The sequence below is a fragment of the Allobosea sp. BK604 genome, assembly GCF_004341515.1.
Taxonomy (GTDB): Bacteria; Pseudomonadota; Alphaproteobacteria; order Rhizobiales; family Beijerinckiaceae; genus Allobosea.
Genome location: NZ_SLZF01000002.1, coordinates 266978 through 292271, shown reverse-complemented (window position 1 = coordinate 292271; position 25294 = coordinate 266978). Strand labels below are relative to the sequence as shown.

At 66.7% G+C, this 25294-nt stretch carries 22 protein-coding genes; 2 read left to right on the top strand and 20 right to left on the bottom strand.

What is annotated here, in order from left to right; translation table 11 throughout:
* Positions 1 to 10: 10 nt before the first annotated feature.
* The gene (locus EV560_RS06850) at positions 11 to 1348 is read left to right on the top strand and encodes an HlyD family type I secretion periplasmic adaptor subunit (RefSeq protein WP_131854989.1); all 1338 of its coding nucleotides are present in this window, start codon (positions 11 to 13) and stop codon (positions 1346 to 1348) included.
* Between the two features lie 151 nt (positions 1349 to 1499).
* Complete coding sequence (locus EV560_RS06845; protein ID WP_131854988.1) at positions 1500 to 2894, top strand: NAD(P)/FAD-dependent oxidoreductase; 1395 nt, start codon at positions 1500 to 1502, stop codon at positions 2892 to 2894.
* Positions 2895 to 3033: 139 nt separating this feature from the next.
* Here EV560_RS06845 and EV560_RS06840 read toward each other — a convergent pair whose 3' ends face one another.
* The 20 genes from EV560_RS06840 to EV560_RS06745 form a co-directional block, all read right to left on the bottom strand.
* On the bottom strand, positions 3034 to 4776 hold the full coding sequence (locus tag EV560_RS06840) for an ABC transporter substrate-binding protein (RefSeq protein WP_131854987.1): 1743 nt from the start codon (positions 4774 to 4776) through the stop codon (positions 3034 to 3036).
* Positions 4777 to 4881: 105 nt separating this feature from the next.
* A complete protein-coding gene (locus EV560_RS06835) occupies positions 4882 to 5163 on the bottom strand; it encodes a DUF2160 domain-containing protein (RefSeq protein ID WP_131854986.1) in 282 nt (93 codons plus the stop codon).
* A 2-nt stretch (positions 5164 to 5165) separates the two neighbouring features.
* A complete protein-coding gene (locus EV560_RS06830; RefSeq protein WP_131855489.1) occupies positions 5166 to 5990 on the bottom strand; it encodes a carbohydrate ABC transporter permease in 825 nt (274 codons plus the stop codon).
* A 61-nt stretch (positions 5991 to 6051) separates the two neighbouring features.
* Positions 6052 to 6954 carry a carbohydrate ABC transporter permease gene (locus EV560_RS06825; RefSeq protein ID WP_131854985.1) on the bottom strand — a complete coding sequence of 301 codons (903 nt, stop codon included), beginning with the start codon at positions 6952 to 6954 and terminating at the stop codon, positions 6052 to 6054.
* A 47-nt stretch (positions 6955 to 7001) separates the two neighbouring features.
* The gene (locus tag EV560_RS06820) at positions 7002 to 8117 is read right to left on the bottom strand and encodes an ABC transporter ATP-binding protein (protein ID WP_131854984.1); all 1116 of its coding nucleotides are present in this window, start codon (positions 8115 to 8117) and stop codon (positions 7002 to 7004) included.
* 10 nt (positions 8118 to 8127) lie between these two features.
* Positions 8128 to 9228: an ABC transporter ATP-binding protein gene (locus EV560_RS06815; protein WP_131854983.1), complete on the bottom strand. Its 1101-nt coding sequence runs from the start codon at positions 9226 to 9228 to the stop codon at positions 8128 to 8130.
* An 11-nt stretch (positions 9229 to 9239) separates the two neighbouring features.
* Complete coding sequence (gene glpD, locus EV560_RS06810) at positions 9240 to 10793, bottom strand: glycerol-3-phosphate dehydrogenase (protein WP_248311926.1); 1554 nt, start codon at positions 10791 to 10793, stop codon at positions 9240 to 9242.
* A gap of 133 nt (positions 10794 to 10926) precedes the next feature.
* Positions 10927 to 11703 (bottom strand): DeoR/GlpR family DNA-binding transcription regulator, encoded by a 777-nt coding sequence (locus tag EV560_RS06805; RefSeq protein WP_131854981.1) that lies wholly within the window; start codon positions 11701 to 11703, stop codon positions 10927 to 10929.
* Between the two features lie 194 nt (positions 11704 to 11897).
* Positions 11898 to 13601: an IlvD/Edd family dehydratase gene (locus EV560_RS06800; RefSeq protein ID WP_131854980.1), complete on the bottom strand. Its 1704-nt coding sequence runs from the start codon at positions 13599 to 13601 to the stop codon at positions 11898 to 11900.
* Positions 13602 to 13644: 43 nt separating this feature from the next.
* Positions 13645 to 15081 carry an NAD-dependent succinate-semialdehyde dehydrogenase gene (locus EV560_RS06795; RefSeq protein ID WP_131854979.1) on the bottom strand — a complete coding sequence of 479 codons (1437 nt, stop codon included), beginning with the start codon at positions 15079 to 15081 and terminating at the stop codon, positions 13645 to 13647.
* Between the two features lie 26 nt (positions 15082 to 15107).
* On the bottom strand, positions 15108 to 15884 hold the full coding sequence (locus tag EV560_RS06790; protein ID WP_131854978.1) for an HpcH/HpaI aldolase family protein: 777 nt from the start codon (positions 15882 to 15884) through the stop codon (positions 15108 to 15110).
* Positions 15885 to 15912: 28 nt separating this feature from the next.
* Positions 15913 to 17061 carry a mandelate racemase/muconate lactonizing enzyme family protein gene (locus tag EV560_RS06785; RefSeq protein WP_131854977.1) on the bottom strand — a complete coding sequence of 383 codons (1149 nt, stop codon included), beginning with the start codon at positions 17059 to 17061 and terminating at the stop codon, positions 15913 to 15915.
* Positions 17062 to 17209: 148 nt separating this feature from the next.
* Positions 17210 to 17974 (bottom strand): SDR family NAD(P)-dependent oxidoreductase, encoded by a 765-nt coding sequence (locus EV560_RS06780; RefSeq protein ID WP_131854976.1) that lies wholly within the window; start codon positions 17972 to 17974, stop codon positions 17210 to 17212.
* Positions 17971 to 19077 carry an ABC transporter ATP-binding protein gene (locus EV560_RS06775; RefSeq protein WP_131854975.1) on the bottom strand — a complete coding sequence of 369 codons (1107 nt, stop codon included), beginning with the start codon at positions 19075 to 19077 and terminating at the stop codon, positions 17971 to 17973. The genes EV560_RS06780 and EV560_RS06775 overlap by 4 nt, the downstream gene beginning before the upstream one ends.
* A gap of 9 nt (positions 19078 to 19086) precedes the next feature.
* Positions 19087 to 19953 (bottom strand): carbohydrate ABC transporter permease, encoded by an 867-nt coding sequence (locus EV560_RS06770; protein ID WP_131854974.1) that lies wholly within the window; start codon positions 19951 to 19953, stop codon positions 19087 to 19089.
* A complete protein-coding gene (locus tag EV560_RS06765; RefSeq protein ID WP_131854973.1) occupies positions 19946 to 20902 on the bottom strand; it encodes a carbohydrate ABC transporter permease in 957 nt (318 codons plus the stop codon). Before EV560_RS06765 ends, EV560_RS06770 begins: the two co-directional genes overlap by 8 nt.
* Positions 20903 to 20921: 19 nt before the next feature.
* The gene (locus EV560_RS06760; protein ID WP_131854972.1) at positions 20922 to 22193 is read right to left on the bottom strand and encodes an ABC transporter substrate-binding protein; all 1272 of its coding nucleotides are present in this window, start codon (positions 22191 to 22193) and stop codon (positions 20922 to 20924) included.
* A 292-nt stretch (positions 22194 to 22485) separates the two neighbouring features.
* Positions 22486 to 23127 (bottom strand): bifunctional 4-hydroxy-2-oxoglutarate aldolase/2-dehydro-3-deoxy-phosphogluconate aldolase, encoded by a 642-nt coding sequence (gene eda, locus EV560_RS06755; protein ID WP_131854971.1) that lies wholly within the window; start codon positions 23125 to 23127, stop codon positions 22486 to 22488.
* 41 nt (positions 23128 to 23168) lie between these two features.
* Positions 23169 to 24212 (bottom strand): hydroxyacid dehydrogenase, encoded by a 1044-nt coding sequence (locus EV560_RS06750; protein ID WP_131854970.1) that lies wholly within the window; start codon positions 24210 to 24212, stop codon positions 23169 to 23171.
* Positions 24209 to 25276: a sugar phosphate isomerase/epimerase family protein gene (locus tag EV560_RS06745; RefSeq protein WP_131854969.1), complete on the bottom strand. Its 1068-nt coding sequence runs from the start codon at positions 25274 to 25276 to the stop codon at positions 24209 to 24211. The genes EV560_RS06750 and EV560_RS06745 overlap by 4 nt, the downstream gene beginning before the upstream one ends.
* Positions 25277 to 25294 lie beyond the last annotated feature (18 nt).

Sequence of the window (25294 nt, the reverse complement as noted above, 5' to 3'; positions counted from 1 at the left end):
GGGGGATCCCATGACGCCCATGGTCGAGGCTCAGCCCTGGTATTCCGACGTTCCGCGCAGCTCGCGCGCCGCGACGATCGGCGGCGTCGTCATCGTCGCCCTGACGGTGATGGGCTTTGGCGTCTGGGGCAACACGGCGCCGATCTCGGGCGCCGTTATCGCCACCGGCGTCTTCGTCACCACCGGGCAAAACAAGACGATCCAGCATCTCGAAGGCGGCGTCATCCGCCAGATCCTGGTGCGCGAGGGCGATGTCGTCACGCCCGGCCAGCTCCTGGTGCAGCTCGACGATACCTCCTCCAAGGCGGAGCTGCGCCGCCACCTCCTGAAGCAGATGCGGCTCGAGGCGATCGAGGCCAGGCTCAGCGCCGAGGCAGCCGGGCAGTCGCAATTCGAGTTTCCCCCGCAATTGCTGGCGTACCAGTCCGATCCCGACATCCGCGCCCTGATGCAGACCCAGAGGGCTGCCTTCACCGCGCGCCGGAACAACATCGCCAGCGAGATCGCGACCTATCAGAAGGGCATCGATGGGCTCGAAGAGAAGATCGCCGGCAGCAAGGTCCAGCTCGCGGCGATCCAGCATCAAGGCCAACTGATCACGGAGGAGCTCGCCGGCAAGCAGGCCCTGCTCGACCGCGGCTATATCCGCAAGCCCGAGGTGCTGTCGCTCCAGCGCCTCGCCGCCAATCTCCAGGGCGAGGCCGGGCGCATCACCGGCGATATCGGCGACGCCCGCGAGCGCATCGCCCGCTCGGTCGAGCAGATCGACGGTGTGCGCAAGAGCGCGATCAAGCTCGCGTCGGAGCAGCTCCAGGACATCGGCGCCGATCTCAATGACGTGCGCGAGCGCATCCACACCGCCCGCGGCGTTCTCGAACGCTCCCGCATCACGACGCCGGTGAAGGGCACGGTGGTCAAGCTGCGCTACCACACCTCCGGCGGCGTCATCGAGCCCGGCAAGAATATCATGGAGATCGTCTCGCTGCAGGAGGAACTGATCATCGAGTCCCGGGTGCGCCCGCAGGATATCGACAAGATCAAGCACAGCCAGATCGCCGCCGTGCGCCTGACCGCGCTCAACCAGCGCACCACGCCGATGATCAATGGCAAGGTGATCTACATCTCCGCCGACGCGCTACCGGACGAGAGGCAGCGCACGCCCACCGCCATCGATCTCTATATCGTGCGCGTACGCCTCGAGCCCAACAGCGTCGCGGCCGTGCCGGGCTTCGAGCCGACACCCGGCATGCCGGCCGAGGTCTATATCCAGACCGCCGAGCGCACCTTCTTCGAATACCTGATGCAGCCCATCAAGGACAGCATGGCGCGGGCATTCAGGGAGACGTGAGGACGCTCCGAGGGCGTATTGGTCGCCAACGCATGGCAATGCCCCGGGCCTTGCATTCGACATCTGCGTCTTGGCAACCCACCTAGGAGGCAGGGGCGCTCGCCGGCGCACGTCCGATCATCCGGGCGCCCAACCCGGAGAGCATGCCGCCATGACGCTGCCGGCCGAAGACCAAGCCCAGGATCGACAGTCTGCCAAGCCTCCTCGCCATCGCGTCGTCATCGTCGGCGCCGGCTTCGGCGGGCTCGAAGCCGTGCATCGCCTCGCCGGAGCCGATGTCGACATCACCATCATCGACCGGCGCAACCACCATCTCTTCCAGCCGCTGCTCTATCAGGTCGCGACCGCCTCCCTGGCGACCTCCGAGATCGCCTGGCCGATCCGCTACCTGTTGCGCAACCGGCCGGAGGTCACGACCCTTCTCGCCACCGTGACCGGTGTCGATGCCGCGGACCGGAAGGTCCTGCTCGATGACGGCAGCTCCGTGCCCTACGACACGCTGGTCCTCGCCACCGGCGCCCGCCATGCCTATTTCGGCCATGACGAATGGGAGCCCTTCGCCCCCGGCCTGAAGACGCTGGAAGATGCCACGACCGTGCGCCGTCGCATCCTGCTCGCCTTCGAATGGGCCGAGCGCGAGCCCGATCCCGAGCGCCGTGCCGCGCTCCTGACTTTCGTCATCGTCGGCGCAGGGCCGACCGGCGTCGAGCTCGCCGGTACCATCGCCGAGCTGGCGCGCGACACGCTCCCGCCCGACTTCCGCAACATCGACACCGACAAGGCCCGTGTCGTCCTGATCGAGGCTGGGCCGCGCGTGCTGGCAGGCTATGCCGAGGACCTCTCGGCCTATGCCCAGCGCTCGCTCGAAGGGCTCGGCGTCGAGGTCGAGCTGGGCCAGCCGGTCTCCGAATGCTCGGCCGCTGGCGTGATCTATGGCGACCGTCGCCTGGAGGCCGCGACGATCATCTGGGCAGCCGGCGTGCGCGCTTCGCCTGCGGCGGAATGGCTGGGTGTCGAGGCCGATCGCGCCGGACGCCTGCTCATCGGGCCGGACCTGACCGTGCCCGGCCGCCCCGAGATCTTCGCGGCCGGCGATACCGTGATGATCGCTGCTCCTGACGGCAAGCCGGTGCCGGGCATCGCGCCCGCGGCCAAGCAGCAGGGCCGCCATGTCGCCGATACCATCAAGGCGCGGCTGCGCGGCGAGACCGCCCCGCGGCCGTTCCGCTACAAGCACGATGGCAGTCTCGCGACGATCGGCAAGCGGCTGGCGGTGATCGATTTCGGCTGGATCAAGCTGCGCGGCGCCATCGCCTGGTGGATCTGGGGTCTGGCGCACATCTATTTCCTGATCGGCCTGCGCAACCGGCTCAGCGTGGCCTTGAGCTGGCTCTGGATCCATGCCCGCAATCAACGCGCCGCGCGCCTGATCACGCAGGGACAGGTCGCTCGCGCCGTAGGCGGGGCGGGCTTTGCCGAACAGACCAAGGCCGGCGACAACAAGGCCGGCGCAGAAACCCTCTCCCAGAGGGAGAGGGCAGGGTGAGGAATAGGCCCTACGGCGGATGGAATGCCACGGTCGCCGCCGGGAGGAAGCGGTCCCCGCGTCCGGCGGCCTACACCTCACCCCTACCCCTCTCCTTGCGGGAAAGGGGATTCCGGGTTTTCGCGCGTCCGGCGCCCGCTCAGTTGCTCCGCTTCGGCGGGGTGGCCGGCCAGGACTTGATCAGCGTGTCGTAATCGACCGTCTCGCCCTTCGGCTTCTCATTGGCGAGCTTCGGCTGCGGCGCGATATTGCCGTCGGCCTTCGACTTCTGGAACCAGGCATCGGCTGAGGTCTTCGGGTTCAGCTTCGGCCCGCAATCGCCCTGGACGCCCGAGCGTTCCAGCCGCTCCAGCACCGAGTCCTGCGCCGCCGCCAGCGAATCCATCGCCGCCTGAGCGGTCTTGGCGCCCGAGGAGGCGTCGCCGATATTCTGCCACCAAAGCTGGGCGAGGCGCGGATAATCCGGCACGTTGTTGCCGGTCGGCGTCCACTGCACGCGCGCCGGCGAGCGGTAGAACTCGATGAGGCCGCCGAGCTTCGGCGCCCGCTCGGTGAAGCTCTTGTCCCAGATGTCGCTCTCGCGAATGAAGGTCAGCCCGACATGGCTCTTCTTCAGGCTGACTGTCTTCGAGACGATGAACTGCAGATAGAGCCAGGCCGCCTTGCGCTTCTCGATCGGGGTCGATTCGAGCAGCGTGGCCGAGCCCGCATCCTGGTAGCCGAGCTTCATGCCCTCCTTCCAGTAGGAGCCCTTGGGCGAGGGCGCCATCCGCCATTTCGGCGTGCCGTCGGCATTCACCACCGGCAGCCCGGGCTTGACCATGTCGGCGGTGAAGGCGGTGTACCAGAAGATCTGCTGGGCGATGGCGCCTTGCGCCGGCACCGGCCCCGATTCCGAGAAGGTCATGCCGCGCGCCTGCGGCGGCGCGTATTTATTGAGCCAGTCGACATATTTCTGCACGGCATAGACCGAGGCAGGTCCGTTTGTGTCGCCGCCGCGATCGACGGATGAGCCGACCGGTCGGCAGCCCTCCATGCGGATGCCCCATTCATCGACCGGCAGCCCGTTGGGAATGCCCTTGTCGCCGTTGCCAGCCATCGAGAGCCAGGCATCGGTGAAGCGCCAGCCGAGCGACGGGTCCTTCTTGCCATAGTCCATATGGCCATAGACCCGGGTGCCGTCGATTTCCTTGACGTCATTGGTGAAGAACTCGGCGATATCCTCATAGGCCGACCAGTTCACGGGCACGCCGAGCTCGTAGCCGTATTTGGCCTTGAACTTCTCCTTCAGGTCCGGCCGCGTGAACCAGTCGTAGCGGAACCAATAGAGGTTCGCGAACTGCTGGTCGGGGAGCTGGTAGAGCTTCTTGTCCGGGGCGGTGCCGAAGGACTTGCCGATGAAGTCGTCGACATCGAGCAGCGGATTGGTGACGTCCTTGCCCGGTCCCGCCATCCAGTCGGTCAGGTTGGTCGTCTGCTTGTAGCGGAAATGCGTGCCGATCAGGTCGGAATCGTTGATCCAGCCGTCGTAGACGTTGCGGCCCGACTGCATCTGCGTCTGCAGCTTCTCGACCACGTCGCCTTCCTGGATCAGGTCATGCTTCAGCTTGATCCCGGTGATCTCGCTGAAGGCGCGCGCCAGCGTGCGGGCCTCGTATTCATGGGTGGTGATGGTCTCGGAGACGACGTTGATCTCCATGCCGGCGAAGGGCTTCGCCGCATTGACGAACCATTCCATCTCCTTGAGCTGCTGGTCCTTGGGGAGGGTCGAGGGCTGGAATTCGCTGTCGACCCAGCGTCGCGCCGCGTCCATGTCGGCGAAGGCGGGTGCGCTGCCGAGCACGAGGCAAAGCGCGGTGGCGGCTAAAAGATGCTTCTTCATCGTTTCCTCCACATGTTGATTGTTGTCGTTGGAAACTTCCGAGCAGGGCCTTGGCGGCCTCTTCTTGCGAAGGCGGGGTCTATCGTGGTCAGCCTCCGTGGTTGGTCAGACGAAGCGGAAAACCGCTGCGGCATAAGCAAGGGAGAGAAGCGAGGCCCACCACAGCTCGCCGCTGGCGAGCCCGAGCCAGGCGAGATGGATGAAGGCGGCCCCCAACAGGCTCAGGAAGAGCCGGTCGCCGCGCGTGGTGGGGATACCGAGCACGCCGATGCGCTCGATCTCCGGCCGCCAGATCGCCAGCGCCGTCATCAGCAGGAGCAGGCAAAGCAGCGTGACGAAAAACAGGCCGGTCTGCGGCGTCCAAGCCATCCATGCGAGATCGGGCATGGCTATACCCTCCCCAGGGCGAAGCCCTTGGCGATGTAGTTGCGGACGAACCAGATCACGAGCGCTCCGGGGATCAGTGTCAGCACGCCGGCTGCTGCCAGGAGCCCCCAGTCCATGCCGGCGGCCGAGACCGTGCGCGTCATCGTGGCCGCGATCGGCTTGGCGTTGACCGTGGTCAGCGTGCGCGCCAGCAGCAGCTCGACCCAGGAGAACATGAAGCAGAAAAAGGCGGTGACGCCGATGCCGTTGGCGATGATCGGCGTGAAGATCTTCGCGAAGAAGCGCGGGAAGGAATAGCCGTCGAGATAGGCGGTCTCGTCGATCTCGCGCGGCACGCCCGACATGAAGCCCTCGAGGATCCAGACCGCGAGCGGCACGTTGAACAGGCAATGGGCGAGGGCCACCGCTAGCGGCGTGTCGAACAGCCCGATCGCCGAATAGAGGTTGAAGAAGGGCAGGGCGAAGATCGCCGGCGGCGCCATCCGGTTCGAGAGCAGCCAGAAGAACAGGTGCTTGTCGCCGAGGAAACGGTAGCGCGAGAAGGCATAGGCCGCCGGCAACGCCAGCGAGATCGACAGCACCGTGTTCATGACCACATAGGTCAGCGAGTTGATATATCCGGAATACCAGGACGGGTCGGTGAAGATCGTCCGGTAGTTCTCGAACGTGATCTCGCGCGGCCAGAGTGTCATGCCGGAATTGATCTCGGCATTGGTCTTCAGGCTCATCACGATCAGCCAGTAGATCGGCAGCAGCAGGAAAATCAGGTAGAGCCCGAGCGTTAGCGCCCCGCCATTGAAGCGGAAGGCCGAGCGCGCCGCCGGCATCGCCTTGGCGGCGGGAAGCGAGGAGGTCGAGGCGAGGCTGTCCGTCGTCATCGGCGGCCCCTCACGCATCCGCCGGCGGGCGCCGGCGCTCGACATCGAGATTGGTCATCACCGTGTAGAAGACCCAGCACACGGCGAGGATGATCAGGTTGTAGACGATCGACATGGCGGCCGCCTTGCCGAGGTCGAACTGCCCGAGTGCGAGCTTGACCAGCTCGATCGAGAGGAAGGTCGTCGAATTGCCGGGACCGCCGCCGGTGACGACGAAGGGCTCGGTATAGATCATGAAGGAGTCCATGAAGCGCAGCAGCACGGCGATGATCAGCACGCGCCGCATCTTCGGCAGCTGGATGAAGCGGAACACCGCCCAGCGGCTGGCGCCGTCGATGCGGGCCGCCTGGTAATAGGCGTCGGGGATGGATTTCAGCCCGGCATAGCAGAGCAGCGCCACCAGCGAGGTCCAGTGCCAGACATCCATCACGATGATGGTGATCCAGGCGTCGAGCGGGTCGGCGACGTAATTATAGTCGATGCCGAGCCGGTTGATCGCGTAGCCGAGCAGCCCGATATCGGGCCGCGCGAAGACCTGCCAGATCGTGCCGACGACGTTCCAGGGCACGAGCAGCGGCATCGCCATCAGCACCAGCGTCGCCGCCACTTTCCAGCCCTGGCGCGGCATGGCGAGCGCGACCGCGATGCCGAGCGGCACCTCGATGGCGAGGATGATCGCGGAGAAGGCGAGGTTGCGCCAGAACGAGTCGAAGACGCGCGAGCCGAGATCGGTCGACGGGTCGAGCAGCTCCTTGAACCAGCCGGTGCCGTTCCAGAAGAACTGGTTGTTCCCGAACGTGTCCTGCACCGAATAGTTCACCACCGTCATCAGCGGGATCACCGCCGAGAAGGCGACGATGGCGAGCACCGGCAGGACGAGCAGCCAGGCGCGGTTGTCGTAAGGCTTGTCCATCAGGCTCTCCCCGACCTCATGCTCCTACGCTTTATTGAGAGACGGATTCAGGCCCCGGATGGCGGCGGTTTGCGCCTCCATTCGGAGTCATCCGGCTCAAGTAGTTCGCCATCGGCATAGACATGGACATGGCCGGGCCGGAGGATGACGCCAGCCGTCGCGCCGATGCCGCTCAGCGCATCCGGTACGCCGGCGGCGAAGGCATGCCCGCCGAGCCTGACTCGGGCGAGCCGCGTGCGGCCGAGATCGTCGATGCGCTCGACCGTGACCGGCAGCCCTTCGCCGGCAGGGGTGAGGCTGGCGAATTCCGGCCGGATGCCGATCTCGATGCGCTTGCCCGCGGGGATGTCGTAGCGCCGGCTGAGCGCGATCGCGGCGCCGTCGACATGGGCGCTGGCGCCTTCGACCCTTGCGGGTAGCACGTTCATGCCGGGCGAGCCGATGAAATAGCCGACGAATGTATGCGCCGGCCGCTCGAACAGCTCGTCCGGCCGCCCGGCCTGCACGACCTTGCCGTCATGCATCACGACGACCGTGTCGGCGAAGGTCAGCGCCTCCGTCTGATCATGCGTCACATAGATCATGGTGACGTCGAGTGCCCGGTGCAGGGCCTTGAGCTTCGAGCGCAGCTCCCATTTCAGCTGCGGGTCGATCACGGTCAGCGGCTCGTCGAACAGGATCGCCGCCACATCCGGCCTGACCAGCCCGCGCCCGAGCGAGATCTTCTGCTTGGCGTCGGCGGTCAGCCCGCGCGCCTTGCGGCCGAGCTCGCCGCTCATCTCGAGCAGCCCGGCGATCTCGCGCACGCGCGCATCGACCGCCTTGCCCGCCATGCCGCGATTGCGCAGCGGGAAGGCGAGGTTCTCGTACACGCTCATCGTGTCGTAGACGACCGGGAACTGGAAGACCTGCGCGATATTGCGCTTCTCGGTCGGCAGCCCCGTGACGTCGCGCCCGTCGAACAGCACCTGGCCGTGCGAGGGCGTCAGCAGCCCGGAAATGATGTTGAGCAGGGTGGTCTTGCCGCAGCCGGAGGGGCCGAGCAGCGCATAGGCGCCGCCCTGGCGCCAGGTCAGGTTCATTGGCTTCAGCGCGAAATCGCGCGCATCCTTCGCGTCCGGCTTGTAGGAATGGGCGAGATCCGAAAGTTCGATACGCGCCATTGCCGTGCCCTCATGCCGCCGAGAGGAAGGCGGGAGCATGCGCAAGCTCCCCGTCGGGCCCGAAGACGAAGACCGCAGCCGGGTCGACATGGACCCTCACCGCCGCACCCGGCTCCAGCTCCTGCACGCCCGGCACCAGCGCCACCCAGCGCGAGCCGGCGACCTCGACATGAACATAGCTTTCCGAGCCGGTGATCTCGGCCACCGTGACCGTGCCGTCGAAACCGAGGCTCGCTCCTGCGCCGGGACGCAGCGCCAGCTGATGCGCACGGAAGCCGAGCCGGTATTCGCCATCCGCCAGCCCGGCGAGCGCCCCCGTCGCAGGCGCGCTCGCATCGCCCGGCAGCAGGATCGTGGCGCCGCGCTTCGTCACCGGCATCAGGTTGAGCGGAGGATCCGAGAAGATCTGCGCCGTGGTCAGGTCCTGCGGCCGGCGATAGACCTCGGCGCTGCCACCATATTGCGTCACGCGGCCCTGCCAGAGCGTCGCGGTGTAGTCGCCGAGCAGCAGCGCTTCCTGCGGCTCGGTCGTGGCGTAGACCACGGTCGCCTTCGAGCTGCGCACGATCTTCGGCAGCTCCTCGCGCAATTCCTCGCGCAGCTTGTAGTCGAGATTGGCGAGCGGCTCGTCGAGCAACACGAGATCGGCGCCCTTGATCAGCGCCCGCGCCATCGCGGTGCGCTGCTGCTGGCCACCGGAGAGGTTGAGCGGCATGCGCTCCAGATAGGGCTCGAGCTGCATCAGCCGCGCCATCGCCCGCACCTTGCTCTCGACCTCGGCCTTGGGCAGGCCCTTCACCCTGAGCGGCGAGGCGATATTCTCGAAGACCGAGAAGTTCGGGTAATTGATGAACTGCTGGTAGACCATCGCGACCGAGCGTTGGCGCACCGGTATCCCGGTCACGTCGGTCTCCTTGACGCCGTCATCGGTGAGGATGCGCCCCGCGCTCGGCCGGTCGAGCCCGGCCATCAGCCGCATCAGCGAGGTCTTGCCGGACAGCGTCGCGCCGAGAAGCACGGTCATCGTGCCGGGCTTCAGGCGCAGGCTCGTCTCATGGATATGCGTTTCAGCCCCGACCTCGCGCCGGACCTTGTCGAGAACCAGACCCAAGCCAGCCTCCCTCACGCAGTTTTTCTGATCGCCGTCGCTATCTCCGTTGGCGTTGCCGCCGTCCGCATGAATTCATCCAGCGCCTCGCGCTGAGCCTCCGAAAGCCGCAGGCCGAGCTTGCTCCGGCGCCACAGCACATCCGCTGCCCGGCGCGCGAACTCGGCACGCATCAGGTAGCGCACCTCCAGTTCGTAGAGGTCGGCGCCGAAATGCCGGCCGAGATCCGCCGAGCCCTGCGCGCCGGCGAGCATTTCGCGGGCTTTTGTGCCATAGGCGCGGGCCAGCCTGGTGATCATGGGGCGGCGCAGCCAGGGATGCTCGGCGCCGATCGCATCGACCAGCGCGTCAAAACCGGTGACGGGGAAATCGCCCCCCGGCAAGCTCGCCTCCTTGGTCCAGGCCGACCGCTGCGCCCAGCCGGCATGCGGCTCCAGCTTTTCGATGGCGGCCTCGGCGAGGCGGCGATAGGTCGTGATCTTGCCGCCGAACACCGAAAGCAGGGGCGCCTGGTCCTCCGGAGCATCAAGGGTGAGCACGTAGTCGCGCGTCGCCTCCTGAGCCTTCGAGGCGCCGTCATCATAAAGCGGGCGCACACCGGAATAGGTCCAGACGACATTATCACGGGTCACGGGCTCGCGGAAATATTCGCTCGCCGCGGCGCAGAGATAGTCGATCTCTTCGGGGCTGATGGCGACCTCGCTCGGGTCGCCGTGATAGTCGCGGTCGGTGGTGCCGATCAGCGTGAAATCGCCCTCATAGGGAATGGCGAAGACGATGCGGCCATCGGCATTCTGGAAGATGTAGCAGCGATCATGGTCGTACAGCTTGCGCACCACGATATGGCTGCCCTGGACCATGCGCACGGCGGCCTTCGTGTTGGCGCGCACCACGCCGTTCAGCACCGAGCCGACCCAGGGGCCTGCCGCGTTGATCAGCACCTTGGCCTCGATGCTCTCCCGGCGGCCGTCATGCTCGGTCTCGATCCGCCATAGACCATCCCTGCGCTCGGCCGAGACCACCTTGCTGCCGGTGCGGATCTCGGCGCCGCGCGCGGCTGCATCGGCCGCGTTCAGCACGACGAGGCGCGAATCCTCCACCCAGCAATCGGAATATTCGAAAGCCTTGGCGTGGTCGTCCTTCAGAGGCTGGCCGGCGGGCTCCCGGCCGAGATCGAGCGTGCGGGTCGGCGGCAGCAATTTGCGCCCGCCGAGATGGTCATAAAGGAAGAGGCCGAGCCGCAGCAGCCAGGCCGGGCGCAGGCCTTGATGATGCGGCAGCACGAAGCGCAGCGGCCGGATGATGTGCGGCGCCATGCGCCACAGCACCTCGCGCTCCATCAGCGCCTCGCGTACCAGACGGAATTCATAGTGTTCGAGGTAGCGCAGCCCGCCATGGATCAGCTTGGTCGAGGCCGAGGAGGTCGCGCTGGCGAGGTCGTTCTGCTCGAACAGCACGACCGAGGCGCCGCGACCCGCCGCATCGCGCGCGATGCCGCAGCCATTCACGCCGCCGCCGATGATGGCGAGGTCGAAAGGCGCTGCGGGGCTGGGGCGGCTGGCGTTCACGACAACTCCCAAGCCACCCTTGGGGCGGCTTTCATTCAAATGCCGATTGGAGAGTATGTGAGCCGAAAAGCGAAAGCAAGATGAAGATAACGAAACTCGAATGTGCCAATACGAGCGTCGAAATGCGCGTCCATCACTCCTGAAGCCCGACCTCGACCAGTTCGACCGCATCGGTCTTGCACAGCGTGCGCAACGCCGGCGAGGCCAATTCGTCGGTGACGAAGACATCGACCTCACTGAGATGGCCGATGCGGATCGGGGCGGCGCGTTCGAGCTTCAGCCGGTCGGCAACCAGCATGACCTGGCGCGCATTGTCGATGATCGCGCGCGAGACCCGCACCTCGCGAATGTCGAAATCGAGCAGGGCCCCATCCTCATCGATGGCGGAGGCTCCTATCACGGCGTAATCGACCTTGAACTGCTTGATGAAATCGACCGTGGTCGAGCCGATCAGGGCTCCGTCGGCGCGGCGCACCGGCCCGCCCGCGACCACGACCTCGATCTTCGGCTGGCGATAGAGCAGGGTCGCGACATTGAGGTTGTTGGTGATCACCAGCAACCCCTCATGCTGCATCAGCGCGCGCGCCACCTCTTCGGTCGTGGTGCCGACATTGATGAAGAGCGAGGCGTTGTTGGGAATCAGTCGCGCCGCCGCTTCACCGATCGCGCGCTTTTCCGGCTGTGAGATGAAACGCCGCGCCTCATAAGCGACATTCTCGACGCCCGATGCGATGACCGCGCCGCCATGCACGCGCGTCATCAGCTTGCGGTCGCATAACTCGTTGAGATCCTTGCGGATCGTTTGGGGGCTGACCTCGAACCGCGCCGCCAGCTCATCGACGCTGACCTTGCCCTGCGCCCGCGCCATGGCGAGGATATCGGCCTGGCGTGGCGTGCTGAACTGGTCCATGGGAGTTTCGCTTCCACATCCGCTCTTTCGAATCGGCATGAAACCATGCCGCAAACGAATGTGAAATCGAAACTTGGCCGAACATCTCCCTTCGCCCCTTGCGGGAGAAGGTGGCAGCGCGAAGCGCTGACGGATGAGGGGTCGCACGACGATTGCCGAGCACCCCTCATCCAGCTCAACGATACAGGAACCGCCTAGCAGAAATCGAAATCGACGCCCTCGTCGGCCTGCAGTACGTGCTCGTCATAGAGCCGGTCATAGCCGCGCCGCTTCACCTCGCTCCGTGCCGGCAGCGCCTTGCGTCGCGTCTCGAGCTCGACTTCGTCGACCAGCAGGTCGAGCCGGCGTTCGGCGACGCTGAGCCTGATCCGGTCGCCATTGCGCACCAATGCGAGCGGCCCGCCGATTGCGGCCTCCGGCGCGACATGCAGCACGATCGCGCCATAGGCGGTGCCGGACATGCGCGCATCGGAGATGCGGACCATGTCCTTGACGCCTTTCGAGGCGAGTTTCTTCGGGATCGGCAGGTAGCCGGCCTCCGGCATCGCGGCGCTGCTGCGCGGCCCGGCATTCTGCAGCACGAGGATGTCGTCGGCGGCGACGTCGAGCTCGGGGCTGTCGATCCGCGCTGCAAGGTCCTCCAGCGAGGAGAAGACCACGGCCCGTCCCTCATGCTCCAGCAGCCGCTTCTCGGCCGCGGCACGCTTGACGATGGCCCCGCGCGGCGCCAGCGTGCCGAACACGGCGACGAGCCCGCCATCGGGATCGACCGGCTCGGCTCGGGCGCGGACGATGCTGCGATCGACCTGGTCGACCAGCGGCTCGTCGATCAGCTCGCCGAGCGTCTTGCCGGTCACGGTCAGGCAGTCGAGATGCAGCAGGTCGCGCAGCTCCTTCAGCACGGCCGGCACGCCGCCGCCCGCGAAGAAATCCTCCATGTAATTGTCGCCGACCGGCTTCAGGTTCACCAGCACCGGCGTCTCGTCGGAAAGCTTGTTCAGCCGGTCGAGATCGACCTTGATGCCGGCGCGACGCGCGACGGCGGTGAGATGCACGACGGCATTGGTCGAGCCGGAGATCGCCAGCAGCATGCGCCAGGCATTCTCGATCGACTTCTCGGTGACGATCTGCTTCGGCAGCAAGGCGGTGGTCCCGATCAGCTCGACCGCGCGCTTGCCGCTTTCCTCGGCGCAACGAAGGCGGTCGGCATGAACCGCCGGAATCGCGGCCGAGCGCGGCAGCGCCAGGCCGAGCGTCTCGGCGATGCAGGCCATGGTGCTCGCCGTTCCCATCACGGCGCAGGTACCGGCGGTGGTCGCAAGCCTGCCCTCGACCACGTCGATCTCCTGCGCATCGACCTCGCCGGCGCGGAACTTCGCCCAGAAGCGACGGCAATCGGTGCAGGCGCCGAGGCGCTCGCCCTTGTACCGTCCGGTCGACATTGGCCCGCCGACGAGCTGCACCGTCGGCACATTGGCCGAGAGCGCCGCCATCAGCTGCGCCGGCACGGTCTTGTCGCAGCCGCCCATAAGCACGACGGCGTCGATCGGCTGGGCGCGGATCATCTCCTCCGTGCCCATCGCCATCAGGTTGCGGAATTTCAGGCTTGTCGGATTGAGGAAGACCTCGCCGAGCGAGATGGTCGGGAACTCGACCGGCAGGCCGCCCGCCATCAGCACGCCGCGCTTCACCGCCTCGAGCAGCTCGGGGAAGTGGCGGTGGCAATTGTTGAAGCCGCTATAGGTATTGGCGATGCCGACGATCGGCCGCGCTAGCGCCTCGTTGGAATAGCCCATCGAGCGCGCGAAGGAACGGCGCAGATAGGCGGCGAATTCCGGATCGCCGTAATTGGTCAGGCCTCCGGCAATGCCGCGCCGCTTCGGTTCGTTGTCGCTCATGCCGCCGCCATCCCTGAACTGCTTCTTATCGTCCGGCCCGAGTTCAGGCCGGCGCGTTGTGAACGAACTTTGTGTTGAGATATTCGCGCACGCCCTCGGCGCCGCCCTCGCGGCCGAAGCCGCTCTGCTTGATGCCGCCGAATGGCGCCTCGGGCACGGCGACGACAGTGGTGTTGACGCCGAGCACGCCGACCTGCAGCTCGCGCGTGACATGGTCGATCGCGCTTTTCGAGGCGGTGAAGAGATAGCCGGCAAGGCCGAACTCGACCGCATTGGCGCGCGCAATCGCCTCGTCCGCGCTCGCGCAGCGCACCACCGCCGCGACCGGGGCGAAGGGCTCGTCGGTCAGGATCGAAGCGTCCTCCGGCAGGTCGGCGAGCACGGTCGGCTCAAAGAAATAGCCGCGGTTGAGGCTGGCCGGGCGTCTGCCGCCCGTGGCCAGGGTCGCGCCCTTGCCGACTGCGTCCTCGACCAGGCGCTCGGCCCGGTCGCGCTGACGCGAGGTCGCGAGCGGACCCATCACGACACCATCTTCAAGACCGTTGCCGAGGCGCAGCGCCTGCGCCTTCCGGGCCATCGTCTCGGTGAAAGCGTCGGCGATCTTTTCATGCACGAAGAAGCGGCTTGGCGAGGTGCAGACCTGGCCGGCATTGCGGAACTTGCCGCCGACCGCGGCGGTCGCCGCCTTCTCGACATCGGCATCCCCCAGCACGATGAAGGGGGCGTGGCCGCCGAGCTCCATGGTGATGCGCTTCACCGTATCGGCCGCCTGGCGCATCAGGATCTGGCCGACGCGGGTCGAGCCGGTGAAGGAGAGCTTGCGCACGGCAGGAGCCGCCATCAGCGGCACCACGACCTGCTCGGGCGAGCCGAAGAGCAGGTTGACCGCGCCGTTCGGCAGGCCGCCATCATGGCAGCAGCGCGCCAGCTCGGCGACGCAGGCCGGCGCTTCCTCGGCCGGGCGCAGGATCACCGAGCAGCCGGCGGCGAGCGCCATGGCGAGCTTGCGCGAGGCGAGGCTGATCGGGAAATTCCAGGCCGCCAGCGCCAGCACGACGCCGACCGGCTCGTGCGAGACCTCGAAGCGCGCGCCCGGCGTGCGGCCGTCGAGCATATAGCCATGCAGACGGCGGGCCTCATCGGCGCAATAGTCGAAATACTCGGCGGAGACGGCGACCTCGACGCGGGCTTCCGCCAGCGGCTTGCCGATCTCCATGGTCAGCAGACGCGCGATCATCTCCTGCCGCTCGCGCAGCAGGCCGGCGATCTTGCGCAGCACGTTGCAGCGCTCCCAGGGCGTCACCTTGCGCCACGTCTCGAAGCCGCGCTGTGCGGCGGCGAGCGCGGCTTCAACCTCTGCCGGAGTGGAGGAAGGAACCGAGCCGAGGGTCTCCTCGGTCGCGGGATTGATGACCTCGATCCGGTCGGCGCCGGTCTTCTCGAGATAGGCCCCGTCGATGAACAGGCTGGCGGCATACATGGTGGCAATCCTCGATGGGAAGCGGCTCAGGCCGCGTTGATCTCGGCGAGCAGCGCCTCGCTGCGCCGCGCCAGGATCGCGGTGTCGGAACCGACGGCGATGTAGCTGTAGCCGGCGTCGAAGAGCTCGCGCGCCTCGCCGACGTTGAAGTTCAGGATGCCCGGCGCCTTGCCGGTCGTCTTGATGGCGCCGACCATCTTGTCGATCTCTGCCCGGACTTCCGGCGCGCTCGGCTTGCCGAACAGGCCCATATTGGCGGCGAGGTCGTTGGGGCCGACGAAGATGCCGTCGACGCCGTCCACCGCCCCGATTTCGGGGATCGCGGCGGCAGCAGCCGGCGTCTCGATCTGCACGATGATGCACTGCTCCTCGTGGTAGCGCTCGCCATAGTCCTTGATGCGTGCGTAGTTGTTGCCACGCATGTTGCCGCTGACGCCGCGGATACCGTGCGGCGGGTAACGCGTCGCGGCGACGGCGGCGCGCGCCTCCTCGGCATTCTGCACGAAGGGCACCATGAAGGAGCGCACGCCGGCATCGAGCAGGCGCTTCATCATGATCGGCTCGTTCCACGGGATGCGCACCACGACCTCCGCCGTGCCGCCATTGGCCGCGCGCAGGTGCTGGGAGACCTGCGAGGGGTCGACGGGCGTGTGCTCCATGTCGAGCAGCAGCCAGGAATAGCCGGCACCAGCGAGGATCTCGGTCGCGTTCAGGCTTTCCAGCGTGAGCCAGAGGCCGGGCTGGCGCTTGCCTTCGGCAAGGCCGCGCTTGAACAGGTTCGGCTGTAGGGTCGCGTTCGACATGATCGAGCTTCCAGTCGCTATGTGAGGATCAGGCAGCCTTGCCGGCAGCGAAGCGCAGCTCGGTCCAGGGCCCCATGGCGTAGGTGTCGAGCGCCTTGGCGTCGAAATCGAAGCCGAGGCCCGGCCGCTGCGGCAGGTCGATCATGCCCTTGCGCACGCTGAGCTGCGTATCGACGAGGCGGCGGAAGTTCAGCACCTGGTCGTCGGCGAAGAACTCGACATAGCGGGCGTTCGAGGTGGCCGCGACGAGATGGGCATGCAGGTCGTGGAACCAATGCGGGCAGAGCGTGATGCCGAAGCTCGCGGCGGTCGCCGCGATGCGGCGGAACTCGCTGATGCCGCCGCAGACGCAGGCATCGGTCTGCAGGATGGCGGCGCCGCCCTTGCTCATCAGCTCCATGAAGCGCCAGCGCCCGACCTCGATCTCGCCGGTCGCGACCGGCATCCCGATCTGCTGGGCGAGGCGGGCATGGTTGTCGATATCGTCCGGGCTGAACGGCTCCTCGAGGAAATAAGGGTCGTACTGCTCGTACATCCGGGCGAAGCGGAGCGCGGTCGGCAGGTCCGACCAGGCGTTGTTGGCATCGAGCATCAGGATGGTGTCGGGGCCGATGCGCTCGCGCACCGCGGCGATGCGCTCCTCCTCGGCGGCGAGGTCGAAGCGGCCGACCTTCATCTTCACCGCGCTATAGCCCTCGTCGACATAGCCGCCCATCTCGTCGGCGAGATGCTGCGCCGTCTTGCCGTCGACGTAATAGCCGCCGCTGGCATAGGCGGGGACGCTGTCCTTGACCGCGCCGAGGAACTTGTAGAGCGGCAGGCCGGCGGCGCGGGCATTGCGGTCCCAGATCGCGGTGTCGAGCGCGCTGATCGCGCGGACCACGGTGCCGGCGCGGCCCTGAAGCAGCGCTTCCTGGTACATCGCCTGCCACAAACCCTCGACGCGATACGGATCCTCGCCGATCAGGACGGGCGCCAGGAGCGAGCGCACCGCTTCCGCGAAGAGCAGGCCGCCGCCGCTGCCGACATAGCAGAAGCCGATGCCCTTGTGCCCGTCATCGCCCTCGACCTCGACCACGCCATAGTGGCGCTCGACGACGCGGCGGCTGGAAAGCGAGGTCACCTTGTCGAGCGGAATGCTGATGCTGCGGGCGCGGACGGCGCGGATCTTGGTCATCGCTGGCTTCCTTCGTTTGGGGTGGAGGCACGGATGGCGTGTCCGGCATCAAGCCGCTCAACCTCCGGCGATCCTGTCATTATCGACTTTTTTGTCAACAATCCTGGCGGCTAAATTTACGCCCGGTATGGTTGAGCTTTTGGCATGGCTAGAGCGAGCCGCCGTTGATCGTGATGCACTGCTTGGTGATCATCCGCGCCGCGTCCGAGCAGAGGAACAGGGCGGTCTCGGCAATGTCCTGCGGCACGATCGGGTCGGGCAGGCATTGCAGCGCGATGGTGCGCTTCTCGGCCTCGGGATCGTGCCAGAGCGCGCGCTGGCGCGGCGTCGCGACATAGCCTGGCGCGATCGCGTTGACGCGGATGCGGTCCGGCCCGGCGGCGCGCGCCAGCGAATTGGTGAAGCCGATCACCGCCGCCTTGGCGGCGCTGTAGAGCGGCACATTGGCGATGCCGCGCATCCAGGCGACGGAGCTGGTATTGACGATCGAGCCGCCGCCCAGCTTACGCATCTGCGGCAGCACGCGCTGCGCCGCGAAGACCGCATGGCGCAGGTTGACGCTCATCATCCAGTCGAAATCATCCGGCTGCATGGCGTCGACATCGTGGCGCTGGTCCACGGCGGCGTTGTTGATCAGCCCGTGCACCGGCCCGAGGGTCTCGCCGATCTGGTCGATCGCCGCTCCCAGCGCCGCGATATCGAGCAGGTCGCAGGCAACGAAGGCGATGTTCGCGCCCTCGCCGCGCAGGCTCGCTTCGAGCGCCTTGCCGGCCTCCTCCTGCTTGTCGATGAAGGCGGTCTTGCAGCCGCTCGCCGCGAAGGCGCGGACATGCGCCTCGCCAATGCCGGAGGCGCCGCCGGTGATCAGGATCACGCGGCCGGCAAGGTCGGGATAATGTCCGCGGGGCGTCATGCGATCCGGCTTTCCGTCTTGGGGTCGAACAGGCAGGCCTTGGCGGTATCGAGCGCGAAGCTCGCGACCGAGCCGACAGCCGGACGCGCATCCGGACGCATCCGGGCCATGATCTCGCTCTGGCCGACGCGGATCAGCGCCATGGTCTCGGCGCCGGTCGGCTCGATCATCTCGACCGTCGCCGGCAGGCTGGCCGCCGGCTTGCCGGGCTGCTCGCCGTCGGGAAGCGTGATGCATTCCGGCCGGATGCCGAGCACGACCTCGCGGCCGACCCAATCCTTCATCGCTGCGGTCGCGTTGGGCAGCGGCACGGCGGTGGCCGCATCCGGGCCGACCATGGCGGCAATCTCGCTGCCCGAGGCCGCGAGCCTGGCGGGGATCGCGTTCATCGGCGGCGAGCCCATGAAGCGCGCGACGAAGAGATTGGCCGGCTGGTCGTAGATCGTCTGCGGATCGGCGAATTGCTGGATCACGCCGCCATTCATCACCGCGATGCGTGTCGCCAGCGTCATCGCCTCGACCTGATCATGGGTGACATAGACCATGGTGGTGCCGATGCGCTGATGCAGGCGCTTGATCTCCATGCGCATCTCGACGCGCAGCTTGGCGTCGAGATTGGAGAGCGGCTCGTCGAACAGGAAGAGCACTGGGTCGCGCACCAGTGCCCGGCCCATGGCGACGCGCTGGCGCTGGCCGCCCGAGAGCTGGCCCGGCCTCCGATCGAGCAGATGCTCGATCTGCAGGAGCTTGGCGACACGTGCGACCGCCTCCTTCTGCTCGGCCTTGGGCACGCCGCGGCATTCCATGCCGAAGGTGATGTTGCCGCGCACGGTCATGGCCGGATAGAGCGCGTAGGTCTGGAAGACCATGGCGATGTCGCGGTCCTTGGGCGGAACGCCGGTGACCTCGCGGCCGCCGATCTCGATGCGCCCCTCGGTCGCCTGCTCGAGCCCGGCGATGACGTTCAGCAAGGTCGACTTGCCGCAGCCGGACGGGCCGACCAGCACGATGAACTCGCCGCTCTCGATGGCGAGGTCGACGCTCTTGAGGACCTCGACCGAGCCGAAGCGGACGCGCAGCTTTTCGACGGATAGGGCTGACATGGGCTTGACCTATTTGACCGCGCCGGCCGTCAGGCCGCGCACGAAATACTTGCCGCCGAACAGGTAGACGAGGAGCGTGGGCAGGGCGGCGATCAGCACGGAGGCGCTTTCGATGCCGTATTCGCGCGCCTGGGCGATATTGGCGCTGAGCGCCATCAGCGCCGCCGTCACCGGCCGGGCCGAGCCTTCCGAGAAGGTGATGCCATAGAGGAACTCGTTCCAGATGCCGGTGAACTGCCAGATCACGGTGACGATCAGGATCGGCGGCGAAAGCGGGAGGATGATGCGCCAGAAGATCTGCAGGAACCCGGCGCCGTCGACCTTGGCCGCCTTGATCAGGTCCTGCGGCACGTTGACGTAGTAGTTGCGGCAGAACAGCGTGGTGAAGCTCATGCCCTGCACGACATGGATCAGGACGAGTCCGGCCAGCGTGTTGGAGAGGCCGAGATCGCGCAGCGTGATCGCCCAGGGCACCAGCTTCATCTGTGCCGGCAGGAAGACGCCGAAGGTGATGATGCCGAAGATCAGGCCCGCGCCCCGGAAGCGCCAGAGCGAGAGCAGGTAGCCATTCATGGCGCCGAGCAGCGTCGAGATCAGCGTCGCCGGGACCGCGATCAGCAGCGAGTTCCACATATACGGGCTGATGCCCGAGCAGATCCCGGCGATGCAGTAGGAGCCCCAGGCCTGGACCCAGTTGTCGAGCCGGAACTCCTTGGGGAAGCCGAGCACCGAGGTCTGGGTGATCTCCTGGAAGCTGCGGAACGAGTTCAGGATCACCACGATCAGCGGCGTCAGGTAGAAGGCCGCAAACGCGATCAGGATGGCGTAGAGCAGGATGCGGCCACCGCGGGCCGAGAGCGAACGGGCCTCAACCATGGCCGCCTCCCTTGCCACGGCGCAGGCGCTGGAAGAGCGCATAGGGCAGCAGCACGATCAGCAGCGAGAGCAGCAGCATCACGGCAGCGGCCGAGCCTGCGCCCATCAGGCCGCGCTGGAACATGTAGTCGTAGACGACATTGGTCGGCAGCGTCGTGGCGATGCCCGGGCCGCCGGCGGTCAAGGCCCGCACCAGATCGTAGGTCTTGATCGCGGTCTGCAGCAGGATGACGAGCACGGAGACGACGATCGGCCAGATCGCCGGCACCATGATGCGCAGATACATCCGTGCCGGGCTCGCGCCGTCGATGGCGGCGGCCTTGTAGAGATCGGCATCGAGCGAGCGCAGCCCGGCGAGGAAGAGCGCCATGGCGAAGCCCGAGGCCTGCCAGATCGCCGCGATCACGACGCAGTAGATCGCCATGTCCCGATCGACCAGCCAGCCGAAATTGAACTGCGCCCAGCCGAGGCTGCGCACGAAATGCTCGACGCCGATGGTCGGGTTGAGCAGCCAGGCCCAGACCGTGCCGGTGACGACGAAGGAGAGCGCCATCGGATAGAGGTAGATCGTGCGCAGCAGGTTCTCTGCGCGGATCTTCTGGTCGATCAGGATCGCCAGCAGCAGGCCGAGGCCGGTCGCGCCGAGGATGAAGCCGAGCCCGTAGATCGTCAGGTTGAAATAGGCGACCTGCCAGACCCGGCTGCGCAGCAGCGTGAAATAGTGCTTGAAGCCGACGAAGCTGTATTCCGGCAGCAGCGTCGAATCCGTGAACGAGATCACCACCGTCCAGAGCGTGAAGCCGACGACGTAGCTCACCGCCGCGGCCGCGATCAGCCCGGCGACGATCCGGGTCAGCAGATCCGGAATATCGCTGAGCCAGGAGCGGCGCGGGGCCGTCCGGGCGGGGCGCGTCTGCCCCGCCTGCATCGTGGTTGCGGTCTGGGTCATGGCGATGCGGGCGCCGGGCTCAGCGCACCGTGTCGGCGGCGTCGGCGAGGCGCTTCTGCGCCTCTTCCGGCGTGATCTTGTCGTTATGGACGAACTCGGTGAGCACATCGCGGAGAGCTGCGGTCACCGGGCTGGTCTGGGCCATGTTGTGGCCGAGGCTCATGATCGCCTGATTGGCTTGGATGGCGCCCGCGAGGTTCTTGGCGGCGTCGCGCTGGCAATCCTGGAAGCCGGCATCCGCCAGGTCGATATCGGTGCGCACCGGGATCGAGCCGTTGATCTGCGTGAAGGTCTTGGCGAATTCCTTGCTCATCGCCACCTGCGCCGTCGCCTTCTGCCCGGCGAGGAGATCGGCATTCTTCGTGTCCCAGAAGATCATGCCGTCGGCGTTCATGTCGAAGACCGGCTTGCCGGTGTTGTTCGGCGTCGGGCCGCAGAGGAAGTCCTTGCCCTCCTCGAAATTGCCCTTCTTGAGGACGCCGGAAGCCCAGCCACCCATCATCAGGAAGCCGTAATCGCCCTTCATCAGCGCCGGCAGGAACACGCTCCAGTGCTGGCCCGCATTGGACGGGCTCATCCATTTGGTGAGCTGGCGCAGCTGCTTGAAGGCGGCGAGCACTTCAGGGCCACGCAGCGCCTTGTCGTCGAGCTCCATGATCGCCTTGCGATAGGCGTCGGCGGAGATGCCGGCGAGCGTCAGCTCGAAATACATCGCGTCGGCCCAGCCGATGCCGCCATGGGCGACGGGCGTGATGCCGGCGGCGGCCATCTTGGCGGCGAGCGCGTTGAACTCGTCCCAGGTCTTGGGCAGTTCGGTCGCCCCGACCTTGTCCATCGCCTTCTTCGAGGCGAAGAGCGTGTTGACGCGGTAGATCTGCAGCGGCAGCGCGATCCAGTCGCCCTTCGGCTTGTGGATCTTGGCGAGGTCGGCCGAGATGTTCTTCTCGTAATCGGTCGCCTTGACCACGTCGTTCAGGTTCACCGTCGCGCCGATCGCCGACCAGGCCTTGATCTCCGGGCCCTTGAGCTGCGAGGCGGCCGGCGGCTTGCCGGCGATGATGTCGGCGCGCAGCTTGTTCATCATGTCGGTGGTGAAGCCGGAAACGGGGCTGTGCTCCCATTTCACGCCCTTCTCGGTCACCATCTTGCCGAAGGCGTCCATCGCCGCGCCCTCGGCGCCGGCGCTCCATTGCGAGATGACGGTGAGCCGCGGCTCGGCCTGGGCAGGGGCCTGAGTCAGGCAGGCGGCGAGCAGGGCGAGGCCGGTCGTCCGAAGCAGCGAGGTTTTCATGATGGTGGTCTCCTGGATGTCCTCGGGTCCGGTGCCATCGCTTGCTGCGCGTGGCCTGCGCTCCGTCGTCGGAGATCCGCAGGGGCGGCACTCATCTGTCCGGCGAGTCCTTAGAGACTGTCGAAAATCCTGTCAACAATTTGGTTGATGATTTGGGCGACGGAGTTCGCGCTCATTCCGCCCGTGATGGTCGGGCTTGTCCCGACCCTCCAAGTCCCTGCTTGCGGGGCACGGTCGAGACGTCGATGCCCGCCACGAGGGCGGGCATGACGGCAGAGCGGAACCGATGCCTTCAGCCCTTGGTCGCGACCGCCACCGACTTGCGCGCCCGCTCGGCAATGCCCTTCCAGTCCGCCGCTTCGATGGCGTCGCGCGTCGCGAGCCAGGCGCCGCCCACGGCGAAGATATTGGGCAGTTCGAGATAGCTCATGATGTTGTCGTCGCTGATGCCGCCGGTCGGGCAGAAGCGGATATCGGGATAGAGCGGCAGCACGTGCTTGATCATGCCTGTGCCGCCCATCAGGTCGGCCGGGAAGAATTTCAGCTCGTGGAATCCGAGTTCGCGCGCAGCCAGCATTTCGGAGGGGGTGACCGCACCGGGCACGAGCGGGATGTCGACGTTCTCGGATGCCTCGGCCAGGCGCTCGGTCAGCGCCGGGCTGACCGCGAAGAGCGCGCCGGCGTCGCGGACCCTGGCGAACTGCTCGGGCTTGGTGACAGTGCCGGCGCCGACGATCGCCTGCGGCACGGCCTTGCGCATGCGGGCGATGACCTCGGGCGCCGCCTCGCTGCGCAGCGTCACCTCGAGCGCCATCACGCCGGCGCCGACCAGCGCTTCGGCGAGCGGCACGGCGTGATCGGGGTTCTCGACATGCAGCACCGGGATGAGGCGCGCGTTCTTGCCCATCAGGGCGGAGAGCGAAGTCTTGGACATGGTGGAGCTTTCGGGTGGTGGGGGAACGAAGATGGCTCTGCTCAGGCCGAAGCCGTCGGCTTGAGATAGCTCTGCGCCGGCGGGCTGCGCATTTTCAGGATCGTCTCGCGACGGGCCTGCTGGAGGCGCACCGGCGGGAGGCCCCGCAGGATCAGGCCGAGATCGTCGAGCACCATCTCGCCGATCGCATGCATGGACGCCGGCATGCCGCCGGCGCGATGCGGCGAGAGCAGCAATCTGCTGCGGCGGATCGGGCTGTCGGCCGGCAATGGCTCGACCGGGAACACATCGGTCGCGGCGCGGAAACGGCCGACCTCAGTGAGCGCGGCAAAAGCGTCGAAATCGATCACGCCGGCCCGGCTCACCAGCACGACGATGCTGTCCGGTGCGATCAGCTCCAGCTCCTTGCGGCCGAGGAAGCCCTGGTTCTCGGAGGTCACGCCGGCGAGGATGAAGATGACCTGCGAGGTCGCGAGCAGCGTCTCCAGTGAGACCGGCTCGGTCTGCTCATCGCGCAGGACGTTGCCCGGCAGCCAGGGATCGTAGACCTGCACCCGCATCGAGAAGCCGGCGAGCAGCTTGCGCAAGGCGCGGCCGATATTGCCGTAGCCGATGATTCCCGCCCGGGCACCGCTGAGCAGCACGGCATGGGCGTTGCCGGCCGAGCCATAGAGCTCGCCGCCGGCCCGGACCGAGGCGTCGGCCACGGTCACGCCGCGCGCCAGATCGAGCGCCAGCGCCAGCGACATCTCCGCCACCGGCACGGCAAAGGCCGGCGCGATCGAAAGCACCGAGACGCCCTGCGCGAAGCAGGCGGCATAGTCGACATTCTGATAGAAATTGCCCTCGACATTGATCAGGGCGCGTAGCTTCGGTGCCCGCGCGATCCGCTCAGCCGGCAGCGCCGTCTGCCCGATGATCGCGACCGTCTCTGGCAGGAAGCGCTCGAGCACCGCGTCCGACATCGGCGCGGCCGCATCCTCGATCACCTCAGCCATCTCGTTCAGCCGCTGCCATTGCCCGGCATCGAGAAAGCGCTCGCGCAGCCGCGGATGCGGATCGAGCAGGACGACAGGCCTGGTCATCGCGCCCCGCCCTTGAGGCCGAGCACGCCTGCGATACGGGCGTTGTCGATCGCCGGTTTCATCGGCGCGTCGAAGGCGGCTTCGGTGACCGGGATGATATGGTCCGCGATGAACGCCGCGCCCTCGGCAGCGCCGCGATAGCGCTCCTTGAGGTAGCATTCCCATTCCAGGCAGGCCCAGCCGTCATAGCCATGCGCCGTGAGCAGCGAGAAGATCGTGCGGAAATCGATCTGCCCGTCGCCGGGGCTGCGGAAGCGGCCGGGCCGCCCGGCCCAGTCCTGATAGCCGCCATAGACGCCGCTCCTGGCCGAGGGCCGGAACTCGGCATCCTTCACATGGAAGGCCTTGATCCGCTCATGATAGATCTCGATGAAGCCGAGATAGTCCATGTGCTGCAGCAGGAAATGGCTGGGGTCGTAGAGCAGGTTGCAGCGCGGGTGATTATCGACCAGCGCCAGGAAACGCTCGAAGGTCGCGCCATCATGCAGGTCCTCGGACGGGTGCAGTTCGAAGCAGAGATCGATGCCGGCCTCGTCATAGGCATCGAGGATCGGCCGCCAGCGCCGCGCCAGTTCGCGGAAGCCGGCCTCGACCAGCCCCGCGGGCGCGGGCGGGTAGGGATAGAAATAGGGCCAGAGCAGCGAGCCGCTGAAGCTGACGATCTTGTCGACGCCCAGTCGCTTCGCAGCCTCGGCAGCGAGCAGGAGCTGGGTTTTGGCCCAGTCCGCCCGTGCTTCGGGATCGTTGCGCATGGCGGCGGGCGCGAAGCCGTCCACCGTCGCATCATAGGCCGGATGGACCGCAAGCAGATGGCCGTGGCGCTGGCAGGTCAGCTCGGTCAGCGTGAGGCCGTGCTTCGCCAGCGTGCCGAGGATCTCGTCGCAATAAGCCTGGCTCCCGGCCGCCCTGGCGAGATCGAGGATATGGCTCTGCCAGGTCGGGACCTGCAGGCCCTTGAAGCCGAGCGAGGCGGCCCAGGCACAGATGCCGTCGAGACTCGAGAGCTGCTCGTTGGCGTCGATGAACTGGGCGATGAACAGGCCCGGTCCCTTGATCGTGCGCATGGCCCAGCTCTTTCGCGG

Coding starts and splice junctions, on each gene's coding strand:
- EV560_RS06760 (WP_131854972.1), bottom strand. CDS start 22,193: ATGAAAACCTCGCTGCTTCGGACGACCGGCCTCGCCCTGCTCGCCGCC.
- EV560_RS06785 (WP_131854977.1), bottom strand. CDS start 17,061: ATGACCAAGATCCGCGCCGTCCGCGCCCGCAGCATCAGCATTCCGCTC.
- EV560_RS06775 (WP_131854975.1), bottom strand. CDS start 19,077: ATGTCAGCCCTATCCGTCGAAAAGCTGCGCGTCCGCTTCGGCTCGGTC.
- EV560_RS06805 (WP_131854981.1), bottom strand. CDS start 11,703: ATGGACCAGTTCAGCACGCCACGCCAGGCCGATATCCTCGCCATGGCG.
- EV560_RS06750 (WP_131854970.1), bottom strand. CDS start 24,212: ATGACCAGGCCTGTCGTCCTGCTCGATCCGCATCCGCGGCTGCGCGAG.
- eda (WP_131854971.1), bottom strand. CDS start 23,127: ATGTCCAAGACTTCGCTCTCCGCCCTGATGGGCAAGAACGCGCGCCTC.
- EV560_RS06745 (WP_131854969.1), bottom strand. CDS start 25,276: ATGCGCACGATCAAGGGACCGGGCCTGTTCATCGCCCAGTTCATCGAC.
- EV560_RS06840 (WP_131854987.1), bottom strand. CDS start 4,776: ATGAAGAAGCATCTTTTAGCCGCCACCGCGCTTTGCCTCGTGCTCGGC.
- EV560_RS06825 (WP_131854985.1), bottom strand. CDS start 6,954: ATGGACAAGCCTTACGACAACCGCGCCTGGCTGCTCGTCCTGCCGGTG.
- EV560_RS06850 (WP_131854989.1), top strand. CDS start 11: ATGACGCCCATGGTCGAGGCTCAGCCCTGGTATTCCGACGTTCCGCGC.
- EV560_RS06790 (WP_131854978.1), bottom strand. CDS start 15,884: ATGTCGAACGCGACCCTACAGCCGAACCTGTTCAAGCGCGGCCTTGCC.
- EV560_RS06795 (WP_131854979.1), bottom strand. CDS start 15,081: ATGTATGCCGCCAGCCTGTTCATCGACGGGGCCTATCTCGAGAAGACC.
- EV560_RS06780 (WP_131854976.1), bottom strand. CDS start 17,974: ATGACGCCCCGCGGACATTATCCCGACCTTGCCGGCCGCGTGATCCTG.
- EV560_RS06770 (WP_131854974.1), bottom strand. CDS start 19,953: ATGGTTGAGGCCCGTTCGCTCTCGGCCCGCGGTGGCCGCATCCTGCTC.
- EV560_RS06800 (WP_131854980.1), bottom strand. CDS start 13,601: ATGAGCGACAACGAACCGAAGCGGCGCGGCATTGCCGGAGGCCTGACC.
- EV560_RS06835 (WP_131854986.1), bottom strand. CDS start 5,163: ATGCCCGATCTCGCATGGATGGCTTGGACGCCGCAGACCGGCCTGTTT.
- EV560_RS06820 (WP_131854984.1), bottom strand. CDS start 8,117: ATGGCGCGTATCGAACTTTCGGATCTCGCCCATTCCTACAAGCCGGAC.
- EV560_RS06845 (WP_131854988.1), top strand. CDS start 1,500: ATGACGCTGCCGGCCGAAGACCAAGCCCAGGATCGACAGTCTGCCAAG.
- EV560_RS06765 (WP_131854973.1), bottom strand. CDS start 20,902: ATGACCCAGACCGCAACCACGATGCAGGCGGGGCAGACGCGCCCCGCC.
- EV560_RS06830 (WP_131855489.1), bottom strand. CDS start 5,990: ATGCCGGCGGCGCGCTCGGCCTTCCGCTTCAATGGCGGGGCGCTAACG.